General features: G+C 71.8%; 14 protein-coding genes. 8 read left to right on the top strand and 6 right to left on the bottom strand.

Going from position 1 to position 16,735, the window contains the following annotated elements:
- Positions 1–11: 11 nt before the first annotated feature.
- Positions 12–1,463, bottom strand: coding sequence for a radical SAM protein (locus OG494_RS11350; protein ID WP_328454676.1), 1,452 nt, complete (start codon positions 1,461–1,463; stop codon positions 12–14).
- Complete coding sequence (locus OG494_RS11345) at positions 1,463–4,039, bottom strand: glycosyltransferase (protein ID WP_328454674.1); 2,577 nt, start codon at positions 4,037–4,039, stop codon at positions 1,463–1,465. The genes OG494_RS11350 and OG494_RS11345 overlap by 1 nt, the downstream gene beginning before the upstream one ends.
- 140 nt (positions 4,040–4,179) lie before the next feature.
- On the opposite strand from OG494_RS11345, the gene OG494_RS11340 reads away from it, so the two are divergent.
- From OG494_RS11340 to OG494_RS11325, 4 genes are all read left to right on the top strand, one after another.
- Positions 4,180–5,274 (top strand): sensor histidine kinase, encoded by a 1,095-nt coding sequence (locus tag OG494_RS11340; protein WP_328454672.1) that lies wholly within the window; start codon positions 4,180–4,182, stop codon positions 5,272–5,274.
- Positions 5,271–5,924, top strand: coding sequence for a response regulator transcription factor (locus OG494_RS11335; RefSeq protein WP_328454670.1), 654 nt, complete (start codon positions 5,271–5,273; stop codon positions 5,922–5,924). Before OG494_RS11340 ends, OG494_RS11335 begins: the two co-directional genes overlap by 4 nt.
- 90 nt (positions 5,925–6,014) lie before the next feature.
- Positions 6,015–6,404, top strand: coding sequence for a hypothetical protein (locus OG494_RS11330; protein ID WP_328454668.1), 390 nt, complete (start codon positions 6,015–6,017; stop codon positions 6,402–6,404).
- Position 6,405: 1 nt separating this feature from the next.
- Positions 6,406–7,716 (top strand): DJ-1/PfpI family protein, encoded by a 1,311-nt coding sequence (locus tag OG494_RS11325; RefSeq protein ID WP_328454666.1) that lies wholly within the window; start codon positions 6,406–6,408, stop codon positions 7,714–7,716.
- On the opposite strand, the gene OG494_RS11320 is transcribed toward OG494_RS11325, so the two are convergent.
- A complete protein-coding gene (locus tag OG494_RS11320; RefSeq protein WP_442874475.1) occupies positions 7,698–9,191 on the bottom strand; it encodes an alpha-L-arabinofuranosidase B in 1,494 nt (497 codons plus the stop codon). The two genes, OG494_RS11325 and OG494_RS11320, sit on opposite strands and share 19 nt — an antisense overlap.
- Before the next feature lie 352 nt (positions 9,192–9,543).
- On the opposite strand from OG494_RS11320, the gene OG494_RS11315 reads away from it, so the two are divergent.
- Both OG494_RS11315 and OG494_RS11310 read left to right on the top strand, forming a co-directional pair.
- Positions 9,544–13,203 carry a family 78 glycoside hydrolase catalytic domain gene (locus tag OG494_RS11315; protein ID WP_328454662.1) on the top strand — a complete coding sequence of 1,220 codons (3,660 nt, stop codon included), beginning with the start codon at positions 9,544–9,546 and terminating at the stop codon, positions 13,201–13,203.
- Positions 13,204–13,259: 56 nt separating this feature from the next.
- The gene (locus OG494_RS11310; RefSeq protein WP_328454660.1) at positions 13,260–13,409 is read left to right on the top strand and encodes a hypothetical protein; all 150 of its coding nucleotides are present in this window, start codon (positions 13,260–13,262) and stop codon (positions 13,407–13,409) included.
- On the opposite strand, the gene OG494_RS11305 is transcribed toward OG494_RS11310, so the two are convergent.
- Positions 13,403–13,762, bottom strand: coding sequence for a hypothetical protein (locus tag OG494_RS11305; protein ID WP_328454658.1), 360 nt, complete (start codon positions 13,760–13,762; stop codon positions 13,403–13,405). The genes OG494_RS11310 and OG494_RS11305 overlap by 7 nt on opposite strands.
- A 214-nt stretch (positions 13,763–13,976) precedes the next feature.
- Here OG494_RS11305 and OG494_RS11300 point away from each other — a divergent pair, with 214 nt between their 5' ends.
- On the top strand, positions 13,977–14,153 hold the full coding sequence (locus OG494_RS11300) for a CsbD family protein (RefSeq protein WP_328454656.1): 177 nt from the start codon (positions 13,977–13,979) through the stop codon (positions 14,151–14,153).
- A gap of 53 nt (positions 14,154–14,206) precedes the next feature.
- On the opposite strand, the gene OG494_RS11295 is transcribed toward OG494_RS11300, so the two are convergent.
- Positions 14,207–14,371: a hypothetical protein gene (locus OG494_RS11295; protein WP_328454654.1), complete on the bottom strand. Its 165-nt coding sequence runs from the start codon at positions 14,369–14,371 to the stop codon at positions 14,207–14,209.
- Positions 14,372–14,570: 199 nt separating this feature from the next.
- Between OG494_RS11295 and OG494_RS11290 the strand changes: the two genes are divergently transcribed.
- The gene (locus OG494_RS11290) at positions 14,571–16,397 is read left to right on the top strand and encodes an FUSC family protein (RefSeq protein ID WP_328454652.1); all 1,827 of its coding nucleotides are present in this window, start codon (positions 14,571–14,573) and stop codon (positions 16,395–16,397) included.
- Here the strand turns inward: OG494_RS11290 and OG494_RS11285 are convergent.
- Positions 16,394–16,696, bottom strand: coding sequence for a ribosomal protein L7/L12 (locus OG494_RS11285; protein ID WP_328454650.1), 303 nt, complete (start codon positions 16,694–16,696; stop codon positions 16,394–16,396). The genes OG494_RS11290 and OG494_RS11285 overlap by 4 nt on opposite strands.
- Positions 16,697–16,735 lie beyond the last annotated feature (39 nt).

Raw genomic sequence — 16,735 nt, 5'->3', positions numbered from 1 at the left:
GATCTTGGTCCTCAGAGCTCGGTCGTGATGATGGCCTCCACCAGGACTTCTCCGGTCTGGGTCAATTCCACTTTCCCTGCCTCGGAATCCAGCCGGACGAGGCCGCGATCGGCCAGGGAGCGGAACTTCCCGAGCCAGGGTTCGGCGAACAGCGAGCGTCCCGGGAAGCGCTCTCCGTGCACCGAGTCGCGCAGCGGCTGCAACGTCGTCAGCGCCATCTTCACCGCCCGCGCCTCCTGGGCCTCGGGCGTGAACCGCGTCGCCGAACCCAGGGGGATCCGGCCGGCCTCCACCGTTTCGATGTAGCGCTTGGAGTTGACGTCGGTGATCGCCTCCGACGCGCGGCAGCTCGAACTGCCGCCGAGCCCGATCGCGACCTCGGCCTCCTGCTTGGCCTGGTCGACCATGATGGACTTCCACTTCTCCGGCCCGAGGCCGTCGCGGGCGAAGTACATCGTGGGGTGCTCGGTGTAGTTCGCCGCGCGCAGGCCATCGGTGAGCAGCTCCCGCATCTGGTACTGCTCCCCGAGCGTCGGCCAGCGGTGGCCGTCGCGCACCAGTTTGTCCCGGTAGGACGGCAGCTGCCACGCGGCGGGTTTCTCCCCCGTGACGCCCGTGCGGGTGTCGCTGTAGGACGCCAGGTGCAGCTTGGTGCACACGACGGCGGTGATCTCGTTCTCCAGCACGACGTCGAGGTCCCGGCGGACGCTGTCGAGGGTCTGGTCCAGCAGGCCGTACATCAGGTCGATGCTGACCCACTCGAAGCCGAGGTTCTGGGCGTTGCGGACGAAGTCGACGCACATCCGCGCCGAGTGCTCCCGCCCGCACAGCTCGAGGACGTGGTCGTCGAACGACTGGACGCCGCTGGACAACTTGGTGCAGCCCAGGTCCCGCAGCAGTTCGAGCTTCGACGGCGTGAACGTGCTGGGGTCGCCCTCGAACCGGATGGTCGTGTCCGCGGTGAACCCGAACTCGGACCGGTAGAAGTCCAGCAACCGGCGGATCTCCGGTTCCGGCAGCAGCGACGGCGTCCCGCCGAAGACGTTGAACTCGCCGACCTCCGCGCCCGCCAGGTGGGGGACGGCGTCGAGCCACATCCGGGCCTCACGGATGTTCAGGTCGACCCAGTGCTTCGCCTTCTCGTACGTGACCTCGGGTTTGCCCTTCACCAGCACCACCGGGTACTGGCAGAACCGGCAGCGGTAGGCGCACGTCGGGATGTAGGACCACAGGTGGATCGGCGCGCTCGACGCCAGTTGCGCGTCCAGGTCACGCAGGAAGTCCTCCGGCGCGTAGCCGGGGACGTTGCCCGGGAACACGTGCGCGCCGAACGGGTCTTCCTGCACGTAGTCGAGCAGGTGCCGGTTTTCCGGCGCCTCCAGGACGTCGAGCACCGCGGGCCGCGGCCACGCGGGGTCGAGACCGTGCAGTGAGCCGATCGCGTCTTCGTAGGCCAGCGTCATCAGAACACCCCTCCGTTGCCGAAGTAGTTGTGGGCTTCCCCGGATTCGCGGTCCTCGCAGTAGTAGTGGACGAACTCCGCGAACCGCTCCGGCGGGACGTCCGCGAAACACGGCGGCAGCGGCGGCGGGTAGCCGATGTCGTCGCCGACGTGCTTGCGCAGGCACGCGAACAGCTCGTCGGCGAACTCGAGGTAGAGCCGGTACGACGGCGTCTTGTACGCGTGGATCGGGGTGAAGTCGACGACGCGCATCTCGTCGCGGATCTCGGCGATCCGCTCGCTCAGGCGTGCCGCCAGGTCCGCGCCGAAGAACCCGATGACGGCGTCGTCCTCCAGCAGGGCCGGGGTCAGCAGCACCGGCAGGATCGTGTTCTTCGGCGTGAAGTCCTTGATCGAGAACTCCCACGCCTGCAGGGCCTCGGCCTCGGTCAGGTCGGTTTCCGCAACCGGCGCGGACGGGCGGATGTCGCGCATGACGATGGTGCCGCCGGAGCCGTAGGCGCGGCCGGTGATGACCTCGTCGATGGCGTGGTCGACCCGGCGCGGGTTGATCTCGACGCGCGAGCGCGGCGCGTAGGTGATGGCGTCTCCCCCGCTGGCGACCTTGATCCCGAAGTCCCAGTCGTCGGAGAGGTGGTTGACGAACTTGCCGTCCTGCAGCTGGTAGAAGATCTCGATGCCGCCGGCGCGCTCGTAGGCGTCCCGTTCGACGGCGAAGCCCTTGCCGTCGGGGAAGCCGCCGAACAGCGCGAACGTCACGGCGCGGCAGCGCAACGTCCGCTGGATCGCGTCCCACAGCCGCGGGCGGTGCGTGAAGTGGTCCGCGTTGTAGTAGTAGTCGCAGACGCCGATCGCGGCCTTGGTCGTCTCCATCGCCTCCAGGAGCTCGCCCAGCCAGTGCGCGTCGACCCGGCAGTCGGCGTCGGCGGACACGAGGTAGAAGCGTTGCGCCGGATCGGTGTGGGGCCGGTTCCGGCTACGGGCGGCGGCGAAGTCCATGCCCGCGCGGCGGGCGCACGAGACGCCCTGCTCGGGTTCGCGGATCACGTGGACCGCCAGGTCCGGGTGCCCGGCCGCGAACTCGCGGGCCAGCGCGACGGTGTCGTCGGTCGAGTTGTTGTCGACCAGGACGACCTCGTAGCTTTCCTTGTCCAGCCCACGCTGGTCGTACAGCGTCCGGAGAACCGACCGCAGGTTCGCGGCCTCGTTGTACACCGGCAGCACGACGCTCAGCCGCGTCCCGGCGCCCATCGGCGGCGGGTACAGCCGGTCGACCAGTTCGTCGACGACCTGGGTGCCGAAGCGCGCCCGCCCGAGTTCCTGGTTCGCCCGCACCACTTCCGCTCGGTTCCCTTCGTCGGTGATCAGTTCGGCCACCTCGCGGGCGAACGCCGCGTCCGGCAGGTCGCGGGCCCGGATGTCCAGCACCGGCGCCCGGAACCCCTTGCTGCCGTAAACGGCGTTATACAGCTCGTACCCGCTGGTCACGTACGGCGTCCCGGAGGCGATCGCCTCGCTGATCGGGTTGCCGTAGCTCTCGTAGTCGTAGGAGGTCAGGAAGGACACGACACTCGCGTGCGCCAGGAGATCGCGTACGGAGTAGCGGCCGGGCGTGGTCGTGTCGTACGGCGTCAGCCAGCCGCCGAAGACGACGCGGTCGCGCACCCCGAGCTGTTCGGCCAGCCGGGTGAGGCTCTCGTACTCCGCGGGTGACTCCTCGACGTCGCCGGCCACGAACAGCCACGCTTCCGGTAGCAGCGCCAGCAGGTGCAGGTCCCGGTCGACGCGCTTCTGCGGGATGATCCGCGTGATCCGGGCCAGCAGCGGGACGTCCTCGGGGATCGCGTGGTCGCGCTTGAAGCCGGCGTTGCGCGCGTCGATCTTCGCGGTGTCGATGGGGAACGTGTTCGGCAGGACGTCGAGGTAACGCAGGCCCGGCACCCATTCGAGGGTCCGCGCCCGGGCTTGTTCGTGCAGCGCGAAGTAGTGGATGTGCGGCGAGTTCCGCGGCGCCGGCGTCTCGCGGTACGGGAACCGCCCGTACTTGGCGATCCCCGGTTCGCTCTGCCACATCAGGTCGTGGTCGCGCCAGAACACGAACCGGCCGAGCCGGTGCCGCGCGCCGTACCGGTCGATCGCGCGGTAGAGCGCCTCGGTGTAGGTCGGGTTCTCCGGCAGGGTCCCGTTCTCGACCATCACCATGGTGACGCCGAGGCGTTCCCACGTCTCGACCATCCGCTCGGCCAGCTCGCCGGCGATCCGGTCGATCTCCGGCCGCAGCGCCGCGCCGGCCTCCCGCTGGACGACCTCGGTGAGCACCCGCTCGACGAACGCCCGGTCGTACCCGCGGACCCGCTCGACCCCGTCGATCCGGTCGAGCACGACCCATTCCGGCAGCAGTGCGGCCTCGTCACGGTAGGGCCGGAAGAACGCGCCCTTGTCGGCCTTGATGTCGTAGCCGAGGTCGAGGTGGACGCGGTGCCCCCGGGCGGACAGCCGGCCCGCCGTCTTGAGGAACTCGACCACCACCCCGGACAGCGGAGTTCCGTCGAAGGACACGCCCCAGAGCACTGACATCGATGGCGGACTCCCGTTTCTCGACTGCGGTGTCCGCTCCACCCTACGTGGCCCGGTCACCGAGACGCCGTGCGAACAGACAGCGCTTTCCCGGAGGCGGGGCGGTTGACCGGGCCCGCCGGACCCCGCAGAGTGGCACCGTGAACCGCGCTCTGGCGGTGCTGACCGGCGGCGCCTTCCTCTCCGTGGTGCTCGGGGTCCTCGCGTCCGGGGAGCCCGTGGCATCGCTTGTGCTGGGTGCCGTCTTCGCCGCGCTCGGCACCGCCGGCTTCGGCTGGGTGCGCCGGCGCGACCACCTCGGCTGGGCCGCCGCGTACGTCGTCGTCCAGCTGCCGCTGGCCTTCGTGATCTTCACGATCAACGCCGGTGTCGGCGCGACGCTCTTCCTCGTGGTGCTGGTCAGCCAGTGTGTCCTGCTGAGGCTGCCCCTGCCCGCTCTCGCCGTCGTGATCGCCGTGGTGCCGCTCGTGCACCTCGGGATGTCGCTGGGCGCCGGGCTGCAGGAAGGTCTCGGCACGCTCGTGTCCGTGGTCTTCGCGGCCGTCGTCACGGAGCTGCTCCAGCGGGAGAAGCGTGCCCGCGGGGAACTCGCCGACGCGCACACGAAGCTGCGGGACTACGCCGCGCAGGCGGAGCGGCTTGCGACGGCGCAGGAGCGCAACCGGGTCGCCCGGGACATCCACGACGGGCTCGGGCACGCGCTGACCGTCGTCCAGATGCAGGTCAAGGCCGCGCGGGCGGTCCTGCCGACCGATCCCGGCAAGGCCGACGGCGTCCTCGCGAAGGCGCAGGACCAGGCCGAGGCGGCGCTGGCCGACGTACGGCGGTCCGTGCGGGCCCTGCGCGAACCCCGCGCCGTGCCGCCCTTGCCGGAAGCGCTGAAGGCGCTCGCCGAGGAGACGTCGGCGACCGGCGTCCCGGCGACGCTGACCGTCTCCGGGATCGAACGGCCACTGCCGGACGAGGCGAACGAAGCCCTCTACCGGGCCGCCCAGGAAGGCCTGACCAACGTCCGCAAGCACGCCCGGGCGAGCCGCGTCGAGGTGCTGGTGGACTACGCCGACGCGGCCGTCCGCGTCGAGGTCCGCGACGACGGCGCCGGCACCGACGGCACGCCCACGACCGGCTTCGGCCTGCTGGGGCTGCGGGAACGGGCCGCGCGCCTCGGTGGGAAGCTGGCGCTCGAATCGGCCCCGGGACAGGGGTGCGCGCTGAGCATGGAGGTACCGGCGTGAGCCCGGTCCGGGTCCTGCTGGTCGACGACCAGGCCCTCTTCCGCGAGGCCCTCGCGACCCTGCTGGGCACCCGCGACGACATCGACGTCGTCGGCGAAGCGGGCAACGGCGACGAAGCGCTGACGCGGGTGGCCGAGCTGACCCCCGACGTCGTCCTGATGGACCTGCGGATGCCGGTCCTCGACGGCGTCGCGGCCACCCGGCGGCTGCGCTTGGCGCACCCGGGCGTCCAGGTCATCGCGCTCACGACGTTCGACGACGACGAGGACGTCTTCGCGGCCCTGCGCGCGGGCGCGGTCGGGTACCTGCTCAAGGACGTCTCCTCGGCGCGGCTGGTCGAGGCCGTGCTGGCCGCCGCACGGGGCGAGTCGGTGCTCCAGCCGTCCGTCGCGGCGAAGGTCGTCGCGCGGTTCGCGCAGCTGCCCGAGCCGACCGCTCCCCGGCCGCAGCCGCTGGTCGTGCCGCTGTCGGAGCGGGAGCTGGAAGTGCTGCGGCTGGTCGCCGACGGCCGCAGCAACCGGGAGATCGCCGCCGCGGTGTTCCTCGCCGAGGGCACGGTGAAGAACCACGTCACGAACGTGCTGGGCAAGCTCGGCGCCCGCGACCGCACCCAGGCCGCGTTGCGCGCCCGGGACCTGGGGCTCCTCTGACGGGGTCATGACCCCCGGCATGACTTCCGGCACCTGGCAGCACGCCCGCAGGCCGGGATTCTCGTCCAGGAGAAACCTGGAGGGAACCCCATGACCACCACCGAAACCGGCCGGACCACCGGCCGCAAACTCGCCCGGTTCACCGGGCACTACGTCGAGATGGTCGCCGCGATGATCATCGGCATGGTCGCGCTCGGCCCGCTCTGGCCGGACGCCTGGACGGCCCGCCCCGACCTCGGCGCGCTCGTGATGGCCACCGACATGAGTGTCGCGATGGCCGCCGCGATGCTGCTGCGGCGGCACTCCTGGCCGCGGATCGCCGAGATGTCCGCGGCGATGTACCTGCCGTTCGTGGTGCTGCTGGCGCCGTACTGGCTCGGCGTGCTGTCCGGGGACGCCCTGATGATCGCCGGGCACGTGATCATGTTCCCGCTGATGCTGGCCGTCATGGTGTGGCGCCGCGCCGAGTACTGGCACTGACATGAGACCCTTTCTGCGCCGCAGCGCGTTCGTCCTCGCCGCGGTGGTCGCCGTGCTGCTGATCCCCGGAGTCGGCGCGACCGTCTCCGCACTGGCGACGTTCCGCGCCCTCAACGCCCCCGGTCCGCAACGGGCCGAGCCCGCCACCCCGCCGCTCCCCCACGACCCGGCCAAGCCGACCGCCGTGGTCGTCGTCGGGAACGCCGGCGCCGTCGTCTCCGACACCCTCGCGCCGTACGAGATCCTCGCCGCCACCGGCCGGTTCAACGTCTACACGGTCGCCCCGGACCGGGCGCCGAAGCCGCTGACCGGCGGTCTCGACCTGGTGCCCGACCTGAGTTTCGCCGATCTCGCCGCGCGGCTGGGCGGGGCCACGCCGGACCTCGTCGTCGTCCCGGCGATGCCGGACACCGGTGAGGCCACGAACGAACCGGTCACCACGTGGCTGCGTGCGCAAGCCGCTCGCGGCACGCGGCTGCTGAGCGTCTGCAACGGCGCGGGGGTGCTGGCCTCGGCCGGTCTGCTCGACGGCCGTCCGGCCACCGCGCACTGGCTGAAGCTCGAGTCCTACGCCGACGACTACCCGGCCGTGCGTTGGCAGCGCGGGAAGCGGTACGTCGACGACGGGAACGTCGTCACCACGGCCGGTATCCTGTCGGGCATCGACGGGACGCTGCACCTGGTCGAGCGGCTGGCGGGCCCGGCCGTGGCCGCCGACGCCGCGAAGGCGATCGGCTGGCGGCGCTACGGCACGCCCGTGCCGGTGACCACCCCGGCCGCGATGCCGGACGCGGTCGCGATCGTCAACGCCGGTTTCCGCTGGAACCCGGCCGAGATCGGGGTGCTGGTGCCCGAAGGTGCCGGCGAGATCGAGCTGGCGTCGGTGTTCGACACCCAGGGCCAGTCCCTGTCGTCGCGGACCGTCGCGGTGAGCACGGACGGCGGCGCCGTCCGCTCCCGGCACGGGCTGATTTTCCTGCCCCGCGCGAAGGTCACCGACGCCGATCTGGACCGGCTCCTCGTGCCCGGTGCGACGCGCGGAGTGCCGACGCCGCCGGGCGGGCCGGCACCCGAGTACGTGCACGACCGGCCCGGCTTCGCCTACGACATCGCGGTGAGCGGGCTCGCGCGCGACACCGACGTCGCGACCGCGCGGTGGGCGGCGAAAGCCCTGGAGCTGCCCACCGACGACGTCGTGTTCGACGGCCCGGCGTGGCCGTGGTGGCCCACGGCCACGCCGGTCGTGCTGATCCTCCTGGGCATCGGTGTGGTCGTGGTGCTCCGGCGACGGCGTCAGGGCGCCCAGGGCTGAGCGACCGCCCAGCTGACGTCGTCGGCCCAGGAAGTGGCGCTGTCCCAGGCGTTCGCACCGCTGGAGTCCGCGATGTAGACGGAGTTGTTGTAGTGCCGCAGGTACTTCGCGGGGTAGTTGGCGGACCGGAACGACGTGCCCTGCCCGTTCTTCCCGGCGACCGGGCAGAACGTCGCGTCGGACCGGAACGCCGCGCTGCCGTCCATCGGCTGGCGCAGCACCTGGAAGTTGAAGTGCCGCAGGAAGTCGCCGGGATAGTTCCGCGACTCGAACGACACGCACGACGCGTCGGCGAGGCCGCGGCGCACGATCCAGGTCGCGTCGCTCTTGTCGAGCGCGGAACTGCCGGAGGCGACCGGTGAGATCAGTGCCTTGTCCGCCTGGTGGCGCAGGTAGTCGCCGGTGCAGCAGGCGGTGGTGGCCCGCACCGAGATCTCCGACGCCGGGGACAGCGTGCCGGTGCTGCCGGTCGGGCCGCCGTAGCCGACCGACACGACGTTCGCCTGGACCGCGTTGTCCGCGGCGTCGGTCGGCAGGCCGGCCGTCATCACGCCTTCGAAGAACGAGCCGATCGAGCCGTTGCTGTTGTCCCCGCCGGTGCCCAGGACGATCGCGCCCTCCTGGTGCATCGGCGCGTACCCGCCGAGCGTCGGTTCCGGGCCGGAGTAGGTCGTCCGCAGCCCACCGGACCGGGCGTTGCCGTCCTTGAGGGCGAAGAAGTTCTGGCCGTTGTTCTTCAGCAGGGCTGTGACGAACGGGCTGGTGATCCCGGTGTTCGCGGTGTTCTTGCTGCCACCCGAGTCGGACTGGAAGAGCCCGTTCTCGAGGTCGGCCTGCACCCACGGACCGGCCCCGTGGCAGGGCTGGAACCAGCATTCGGTGCCGAAGTTGAGCGCGTCCATGTGGCCGTTGCCGGTGTCCTGGTTGTTCGTCTCGGCGTTGCCGTAGTCGAAGCAGCAGGCACCGTTGACGTGCGTGCCGGAGGTGATCATGTACATGCCCTCGGGCTGGCCGTTGCGAGCGACACCGGACGTCGTGTTGTCGCGGTAGCCCATCCGGCCGGAGAACGAGGCGCCGTAGACCTGGTGGCCGCCCGCGGTGACCGGTAGCGCGTCGGCCGGCACGCCGGTGTCCTGACCGCCCGCGCCGCCGGGTCCCTCGATCGTCAGGTCGTTGTGCCGCGGCGACTGGTCGTAGATCTCGGTGATGACGCAGGTCGTCGCGCCGCAGAAGGAGTCCTGGGCCGCCGCGTTGGCGTACCCGCCGGCCGCCAGGACGCCGACGTTGCTCCGCGCGCCGTCGGACGCGCGCTGGACCTGGTACAGCGGGCCGTTGTAGGCGGCGTAGAGGGCTCGCGTGGTGCTGTGCGCGGCGACGCACGGGGTGTTCGCGGCGCCGTAGATGTCGCACGGCAGTGACGTGGCAGCCTCAGCCGCCGAGGTCGTCGACGCGGTCGTGAGACTCGCCAGGAGCAGCAGGGCGACGACGGCGAGCGTGCGCAGACTTCGGGCCGGAATGTTAGCGCTAACACATTTGTTGTCTCGACATTGAGACACAAAAGCCTCCATGGTGGGACCGATTGATGTGAGCGTTACCAGCCAGCACTATGACGCCGGATCCCTCGTTTCGTCAACGCGCCCATTCGCGGCCGGCCACTCCCGGGTCGCCTAAAACGATTTAGGAATGCCCCTCCCACCGGCGCTCTTCGGCCGCCGCTGCCTCCAGTGGAGTATTGCGGTTGCGTGATCCTCTGATTACAGTCACATATCACACTGGATTGAAACGTTTAAACTCCCGCAGCACCGTCCCCGTCATCCAGGAGCCGCAATGCCGCGATCCCAGCTCTGGCGCGCGACCACCACCACCGCCCTCGCCGCGACCTTGGTGCTCTCCGGCGCCGCCGCGCCCCCGGCGGGTGCCGCGCCCCCACCGGACATCTCCGGAGCGCACTGGATCTGGTACCCCGAGGGCGACGCGCGGGTGTCCGCCCCGGCCGCGACCCGGTACTTCCGCACCACGTTCACCGTCGCCTCCGGCGCGGTCAGCGACGCCCGGTTCACCGTGACCGGCGACGACACCGCTGACGTCTGGCTCAACGGCAAACCGCTGGCGTCCTCGGCCCGCGTCACCGACTCCTGGAAGACGGGCCTGCCGGTCGACCTGCGGCCCGCGCTCGTCCCCGGCGTCAACACCCTCGCCGTCGCCGTCCGCAACGCCGGTGGCCCGGCCGGTCTGCTCGGGCGCCTGCACGTCGCGACCGCGTCGGGCACCACCGACCTGACCACCGGCGCCGGCTGGAAGAGCGCGCAGACCGCGCCGGACGGCTGGGAGCAGCCCGGCTTCGCCGACGGGTCCTGGCCCGCGGCCGCGGATCTCGGCGGCTACGGCGCCGCGCCGTGGGGCGCCGGCGTCACCACGCCGGATTCCAGTGGCGCGTCCCCGCTCACGGTCGCGAGCGCGACGGTCGGCACGCGGGCGAACCCGATCGGCGTCGACCCGGCGCAGGCGCGGTTCGGCTGGAAGCTGACGTCGTCGGCCTCGCAGCAGCGGCAGTCGGCGTACCAGATCGTGGTGTCCGCCAACGGATCCGACGTCTGGGACAGCGGCCAGGTCGCGTCCGGGCAGCAGGCCGACGTCGCCTACGGCGGTCCCGCGCTGAACTCGCTGACGGCCTACACCTGGCGCGTCCGGGTGTGGGACGCCCAGGGCCGCGCGAGCGGCTGGAGCCCGGTGCAGCGGTTCGAGACGGCGTTGCGCGCCCCGGCCACCGAGTGGACCGGCGCGTTCATCGGGCGCTCGGCCGCCGGTCCGGACCTCGCCGGCGCGAGCTGGGTCTGGTACCCCGAAGGCGATCCGGCGGGCGGGATCCCGCCGGCGACCCGGTACTTCCGCAAGACCGTGCAGCTGAGCGCGGCGCCGTCGAAGGCCACGCTCGTCGTGACCGGCGACGACACCGCGACCGTGTGGGTCAACGGCACCCAGGTCAGTTCCTCCCCGCGCTCCGCCGACTCGTGGAAGCAGGCCGCCGTCGTCGACGTCGGCTCGCTGCTCACCACCGGCGCGAACGTCATCGCGATCAGCAGCGAGAACACCACGCAGAGCCCGGCCGGGATGATCGCCAAGCTGACTGTCACGGGTGGGCCGACCGTCGTCACCGACGGGACGTGGAAGGCGAACCAGACCGGGCCGTCCGGCTGGCAGCAGCGCACGTTCGACGACAGCGCGTGGACCGCGGCGCGGGCGCTGACCACGTACGGCACCGGGCCGTGGGCGTCGAACGTCGTCGTCGCGTCACCCGCTCCCCTGCTGCGCAAGAGCTTCACGGTCAGCAAGCCGGTGGCGAGCGCGCGGCTGCTCACCACCGCGCTCGGCCTGCAGGAGACCCGGCTCAACGGGACCAAGGTCGGCGGCGAGGTCCTCGAACCGGGCTGGACCGACTACACGAAACGGCTGCAGTACCGGGTTTCCGACGTCACCGGCCAGATCCGGCAGGGTGAGAACGCGCTCGGCGCGATGCTGGGCAACGGCTGGTACTCCGGCAGCCTCGGTATCGCCGGGAGCCAGCGCTACGGCACCAAGCCGTGGTATTCGGCACAGCTGCGGCTGACGTTCACCGACGGCACAGCCGCGACCGTCGCCACCGACGGCACCTGGAAGACCGGCGACGGCGCGATCCGCGCCGACGACCTCTACCAGGGTGAGAACTACGACGCCCGGCTCGCTGTCAACGGCTGGGACCAGCCCGGCTTCAACGACAGCGCGTGGCAGGCCGCCGGCGTGCGCACCGACGCGAAGCCGAACCTGGTGTCCCAGGTGGACAACGGCGTCACCGTGCAGCAGGAGTTCCACCCGGTCGCCATCACGCAGCCCAAGCCGGGTGTGTGGGTCGCCGACATGGGCCAGAACTTCGGCGGTGTCGACCGGCTTTCGGTGACCGGACCGGCGGGGACCACGGTGACGCTGCGGCACGCCGAGGTGCTCAACCCCGACGGCACGATCTACACCGACAACCTCCGGGCCGCGCAGGCGACCGACCGGTTCACCCTCGCGGGCACCGGCGGCGCCGAGACGTACGAACCGCGCTTCACCGTGCACGGCTACCGGTACGTCGAGCTGACCGGGCTGCCGTCCGCGCCGACCGCGAACACGGTCACCGGGCGGGCGATGTGGACGACCGGCGCGCAGACCGGCACGTTCACCTCGTCCAATGCGATGGTGAACCAGTTGCAGCACAACATCCTCTGGGGTGAGCGCTCCAACATGCTGTCGGTGCCGAGCGACTGCCCGCAGCGCGACGAGCGGCTGGGCTGGACCGGGGACATCGGGATCTTCGCGGGCACGTCGACGTTCAACCTGGACGTCGCGAACTTCCTCGGCAAGTTCAGCGACGACCTGACCGACGCTCAGCACGCCGACGGTTCGTTCACCGACGTCGCGCCGGGTGTGCTCGACGGTTCGGGCACGGCCGGCTGGGGCGACGCGGGCGTCATCGTGCCCTACACCCTGTGGCAGCGCTACGGCGACACCGGCGTGATCAACGAGCACTTCGCCGCGATGGTCAAGTGGGTCGAGTACCTGCGCTCGACGTCCGGCGCGGACCTGATCCGCGACCACCAGACGTTCGGGGACTGGCTCAACGTCAACGACAACACCGCGCAGGACCTGATCTCGACGGCGTTCTTCGCGTGGTCGTCGCGGCTGGTCTCGCGGATGGCGGCGGCCACCGGGCACACCGCGGAAGCCACGAAGTACGGGACGCTCGCCGACCAGATCGCCGCGGCGTTCACGAACAAGTTCTCGGCGGCGGACGGCACGGTCGGCGCGAACACGCAGACCGGGTACGTCCTGGCGCTGGCGTTCGGGCTGCTGCCGGCCGCACGGGTGCAGCCCGCGGCGGACAAGCTCGCGGCGAAGGTCGCGGCGAGCGGTGGTCACCTCAGCGTCGGCTTCCTCGGCGTCGAGAACCTGCTGCCGGTGCTGGCCGCCCACGGGCACGCCGACGTCGCGTACCAGGTGCTGCTGCAGCCCGGGTTCCCCGGCTGGGGCTACATGATCGGCCGCGGCGCGACGACGATCTGGGAACGCTGGGACGGCATCAAGACCGACGGTTCGTTCAACGATCCCGGGATGAACTCGTTCAACCACTACGGGCTCGGCTCGGTCGGCGACTTCCTGTACCGCTCGGTCGGCGGGCTGTCCCCGGCGGCACCCGGGTACGCGGCGCTCTCCGTGGCGCCGCAACCGGGTGGTGGCCTGACGTCGGCGAAGTCCACGTACGAGACGCCGTTCGGCGGCGCCGCCAGCGACTGGTCGATCAGCGGCGGCACACTCACCCTGCGGGTGACGGTCCCGGCGGGCGCTTCGGCGACCGTCCGGGTCCCGACGTCGCAGCCCGGCGCCGTGAACGCGCCGGCCGAGGCGGTGCCGTCGGCGGCGGGGACGTACTTCGTGCCCGCCGGGTCGTACGTGTTCACCGCTCCCGCGTGAGCCCGCGGGCCGGTGCCGTTGCTCCCCGCGGCGGCACCGGCCCGTCAGGGTCGGGAATGGGGACCCTGCCCGGCTTCGACGCGCCGGACAGCAGTCCTGTGTCACGCCGCCGAGACCACGTGCTGCGCGGTTCGGGCAATCCCGGCCTCACGGAGCTCGGCGGCCGGCTCGCGGTCCTGACCGGGACGTCGCGACCGGGCTACTGACGCAGGGCGAGGTTCAGCGCGTCACCGGCGTGGTCGAGGCAGTCGCCGCAGATCACCGCGTCGCGGGGCGCGCAGCGCACGCGGACCAGGGGGCGGCGGAAGCCGAGGAACGTGCGACGTTCCCGGCGGCTGCAGAACTCGCAGACCGGCGCCTGCGGCGAGCTGACCGCTTCCAGGGTTTCGCCGGCTTCGTTCGGGCGTTCCCCGCCGTCCCGGATCACCCACAGGCCGGCCTGCACGCAGTCGACACAGATCGGGCCGGACGGGCCGGGCACGCGGTGGTCCCGCGGTCGCGGCGGCCGGCCGCAGAACCGGCAGGGTGCGGTCGGCCGTCCGGCCCCGTTCGTCGTCACACAGCCTCCTCGGCGTTGCCCAGTCCACGCTACTCGGACTCGGGAACCACTCTTTTCTCGTTCGGACCCGGCGCACGTCCGGGTGGCGTGACGGCCCTCACGTCACCCGGATGACCGAGAAAGGTGTACGTCGCCGTGCAGCGGGTAGCCGGAGAAGGAGGCCCTCGTGGTGACAGGCCGATCCGGAAATGTCGCCCGACGAAAGGTGCAGCCCGTGAACGACAAGATCGAGAACAAGGGTGAAGAGCTGAAGGGCCGGGCCAAGGAGGCCGTCGGCGACGCCACCGGCAACGAGCAGTGGCAGGCCGAGGGCAAGGCCGAGCAGGCCAAGGGCTCCCTGAAGCAGGCCGGCGAGAAGATCAAGGACGCCGTCAAGGGCGTCAAGGACTGACCCGTTTCTTCCGACCGCCGCACCCCGGCTCCCGGGGTGCGGCGGTTTGCCGTTCAGACGCGGGTGACCAGGCGTCCCGCGAGGTCGACGCCGGTGACCGCGCCGTCTTCGCCGCGGCTGAAGTACCCGCGCTGACCCTGCAGGCCATGCTCGAGCGCCCGGCGGACGACGGCCTGTTGAACCGTGCTCGCCCGCAGCGGCACGGTCGGCCCACGCACGCGGTGCAGTGTTTCGGCGGACCGCACGCGGGTGCCGCCCTCCGAGCGGCCGTCGCCGAGGTGGAACCGAGCCCGGCGCAGCTGATCCGTCAGCGACGAAACGACGCCGTTCCGACGACTTGAACCAAGTGCAACCCACATTTCGGCCCCGGGTGCGCCAAGATGATCACGGCGGTACGCGAGGCGAAGGGCTGATGTGGTGAAAGGCCTGGTCAAAGGCGTCGGGATGCTCGGGTTCGTGGTGGTCGTCATCGGCGCGACGGCGGGTATCGGGGTGGCGATCGGCCTCGGGAACACGGTGATCCTCGCCGGGCTGACGGCGTTGTTCTGCTTCATCGCCGCCACGGGCGGGCCACTGCGGTCCGACCTCGTGCTGCTCGCCGGCTACGCACCCGTCGTGGTCGCCGGCGTGGCCGGGCCGCGGTTGCTGGGCGCGGTGTCGGACATCACCGCGATCGCGCTGCTGACCGTCGTCGTGTTCGCCGCCGCGCTGCTGCCCGCGCTCGGGCCGCGGTTCGTCACGGTCGGGCTCGGGCTGGGGATGGCGTCGGTGTTCGGTTACGGCTTCCAGCTGACCGGCACCGCGACCGCCGGGCAGATCATCGGCGCGCCCGCGCTCGCCGTCGGGGTGGCGATCGTGCTGCGGCTGCTGCTCGGCATCGGCGACCCCGGCAAGCCCACGCGCGAGGCTCTGGCCGACGCGCTCGCGGGCGGCGGCAAGGACATCGCCGAACGCGCAGTGCGGCTGTGGCTGGCCGACCGGCCGCGGCAGTGGCAGACCCGAGTCCTGGGCGCGGGGATGCGGGCGCGCGCCACCGCCGCCGTCCTCGACGACCGGCGGCGGACGCTCACCGAGGACCAGTCGGCCGCGCTCCGCACGATCCTCGACGCGGCGGAGGCCGAACTCGGCCGGCTTGCCGAAGCCGTCCGCGCCAAGGACGTCCCGGACGACCTGCCCGCGGCCGAGCGTCCCGGCTCCGGCGTCGCCCTTCCCGGTGAGACGCGGCGGCTCGTCGACGAGCTGTGGTCCGGCGTCGACGCGGTCCGCGACGCCGTGCTGACGCGCGACGAGTCCGTTGTGGACGTTCCCCGCGCCGCCGTGCGGGCGGCGTTGCGCCGCGAGGCCGAGGGCGCGCTGTCCTGGCGTTCCGCTCAGCTGCGGCACGCGGTCCGGTGCGCGCTCGGGATGCTGCTCGCCCTGATCGTCGCGCGGTTCCGGCCGGGCGATCCGCTCACCGTGTCGTTCCTCATGACGACGTTCGCGGTGCTGCAGCCGGAGTGGCGGGACACGCTGAGCAAGGCGTGGCAGCGGGTCGGCGGCGCGCTGGGCGGCGCGGTCGTGCTGGCGCTGGTGCTGTGGCTGCTGCCGCCCGGCGCGTTGCTGCCGCTCGCGCTGATCGCGCTGCTGGCCGGGTTCCCGCTGATGCAGAGCCGGCCGCTGGTGTTCAACGGGTGCATGGTGCTCATGAGCGTCGGGATGAACTCGGCGACCAAGCACCTCGACGCGCGGACGCTGCTGGTGGAGTACGTGCTGTTGATGGTGCTGGCCGTCGTGATCGCGCTGCTGTTCGGCTTCGCCGCCGTGCCGGGGGTGCGGAAGCCGTCGCTGGCCGAGCGGTTCGACGAAGCCGTCGACACGACCCGTGAGCTGCTCACCGCCGTCGCGGCGGTGCTGCGGGGCGAGTCGGCCGGGCGCCTGGCTCCCCGGTTCCGCGCCGCGGCCCGCGCCCAGCAGGACCTGCGCGCGCCGGAGCCGGGGAGCAAGGCGCCCGGGCCCGATCAGCAGGCCGCGCTGGACGCGGCCGCGGAAGGTCTGCGCGGACTCGCGGCGTCGGCGGGAGCGTTGCTGCTGCGCGGCGGCCCGACACCGATGGCGGACTTCACCGCGGAGGCCGCGCAGGCGTTGGGCGGCTCGGCGATCGCGGCACCGGGCGAGCCGCTGGACGAAGAGCAGCGCCTGGTGGCCGACACGGTGATCGCGGACGTCCTGCGCGTCCGCCACGCCGCCCCGGCCCTGGGCGGCTAGGCCAGCCGCTCGACGGCGTCCTTCGCGTCCTTGAGGCCCGCGCCGGTGCTCTCGCGGTAGGCCTTGATCGCCTGGATCTTCTTGCCCTCCTGCAGGTACCTCCGCACCTCGGGCAGGTCCGCGAGCTGCGGCTGCGCCGGCTCCGCCACGGTGACGCCGAGGTGCCCGGCGATGGCGTCGAGCTTCTGTTCCATCAGCGAGAGGCGGCGCTCGACGCGGTTGATCCGGCGATCGCTGGCCGAGGCCCCCAGGGCGACGGCCGCGACCAGCACGACGACGGCCAGCAGCGTGTAGTCCATGGTGGACATCGTACGGAGCCGCGGTCCGGTTCGCCGGAA

The organism is Amycolatopsis sp. NBC_00438 (assembly GCF_036026695.1).
Classification (GTDB): Bacteria; Actinomycetota; Actinomycetes; order Mycobacteriales; family Pseudonocardiaceae; genus Amycolatopsis.
This window is presented reverse-complemented; position numbering and strand designations above follow the sequence as displayed.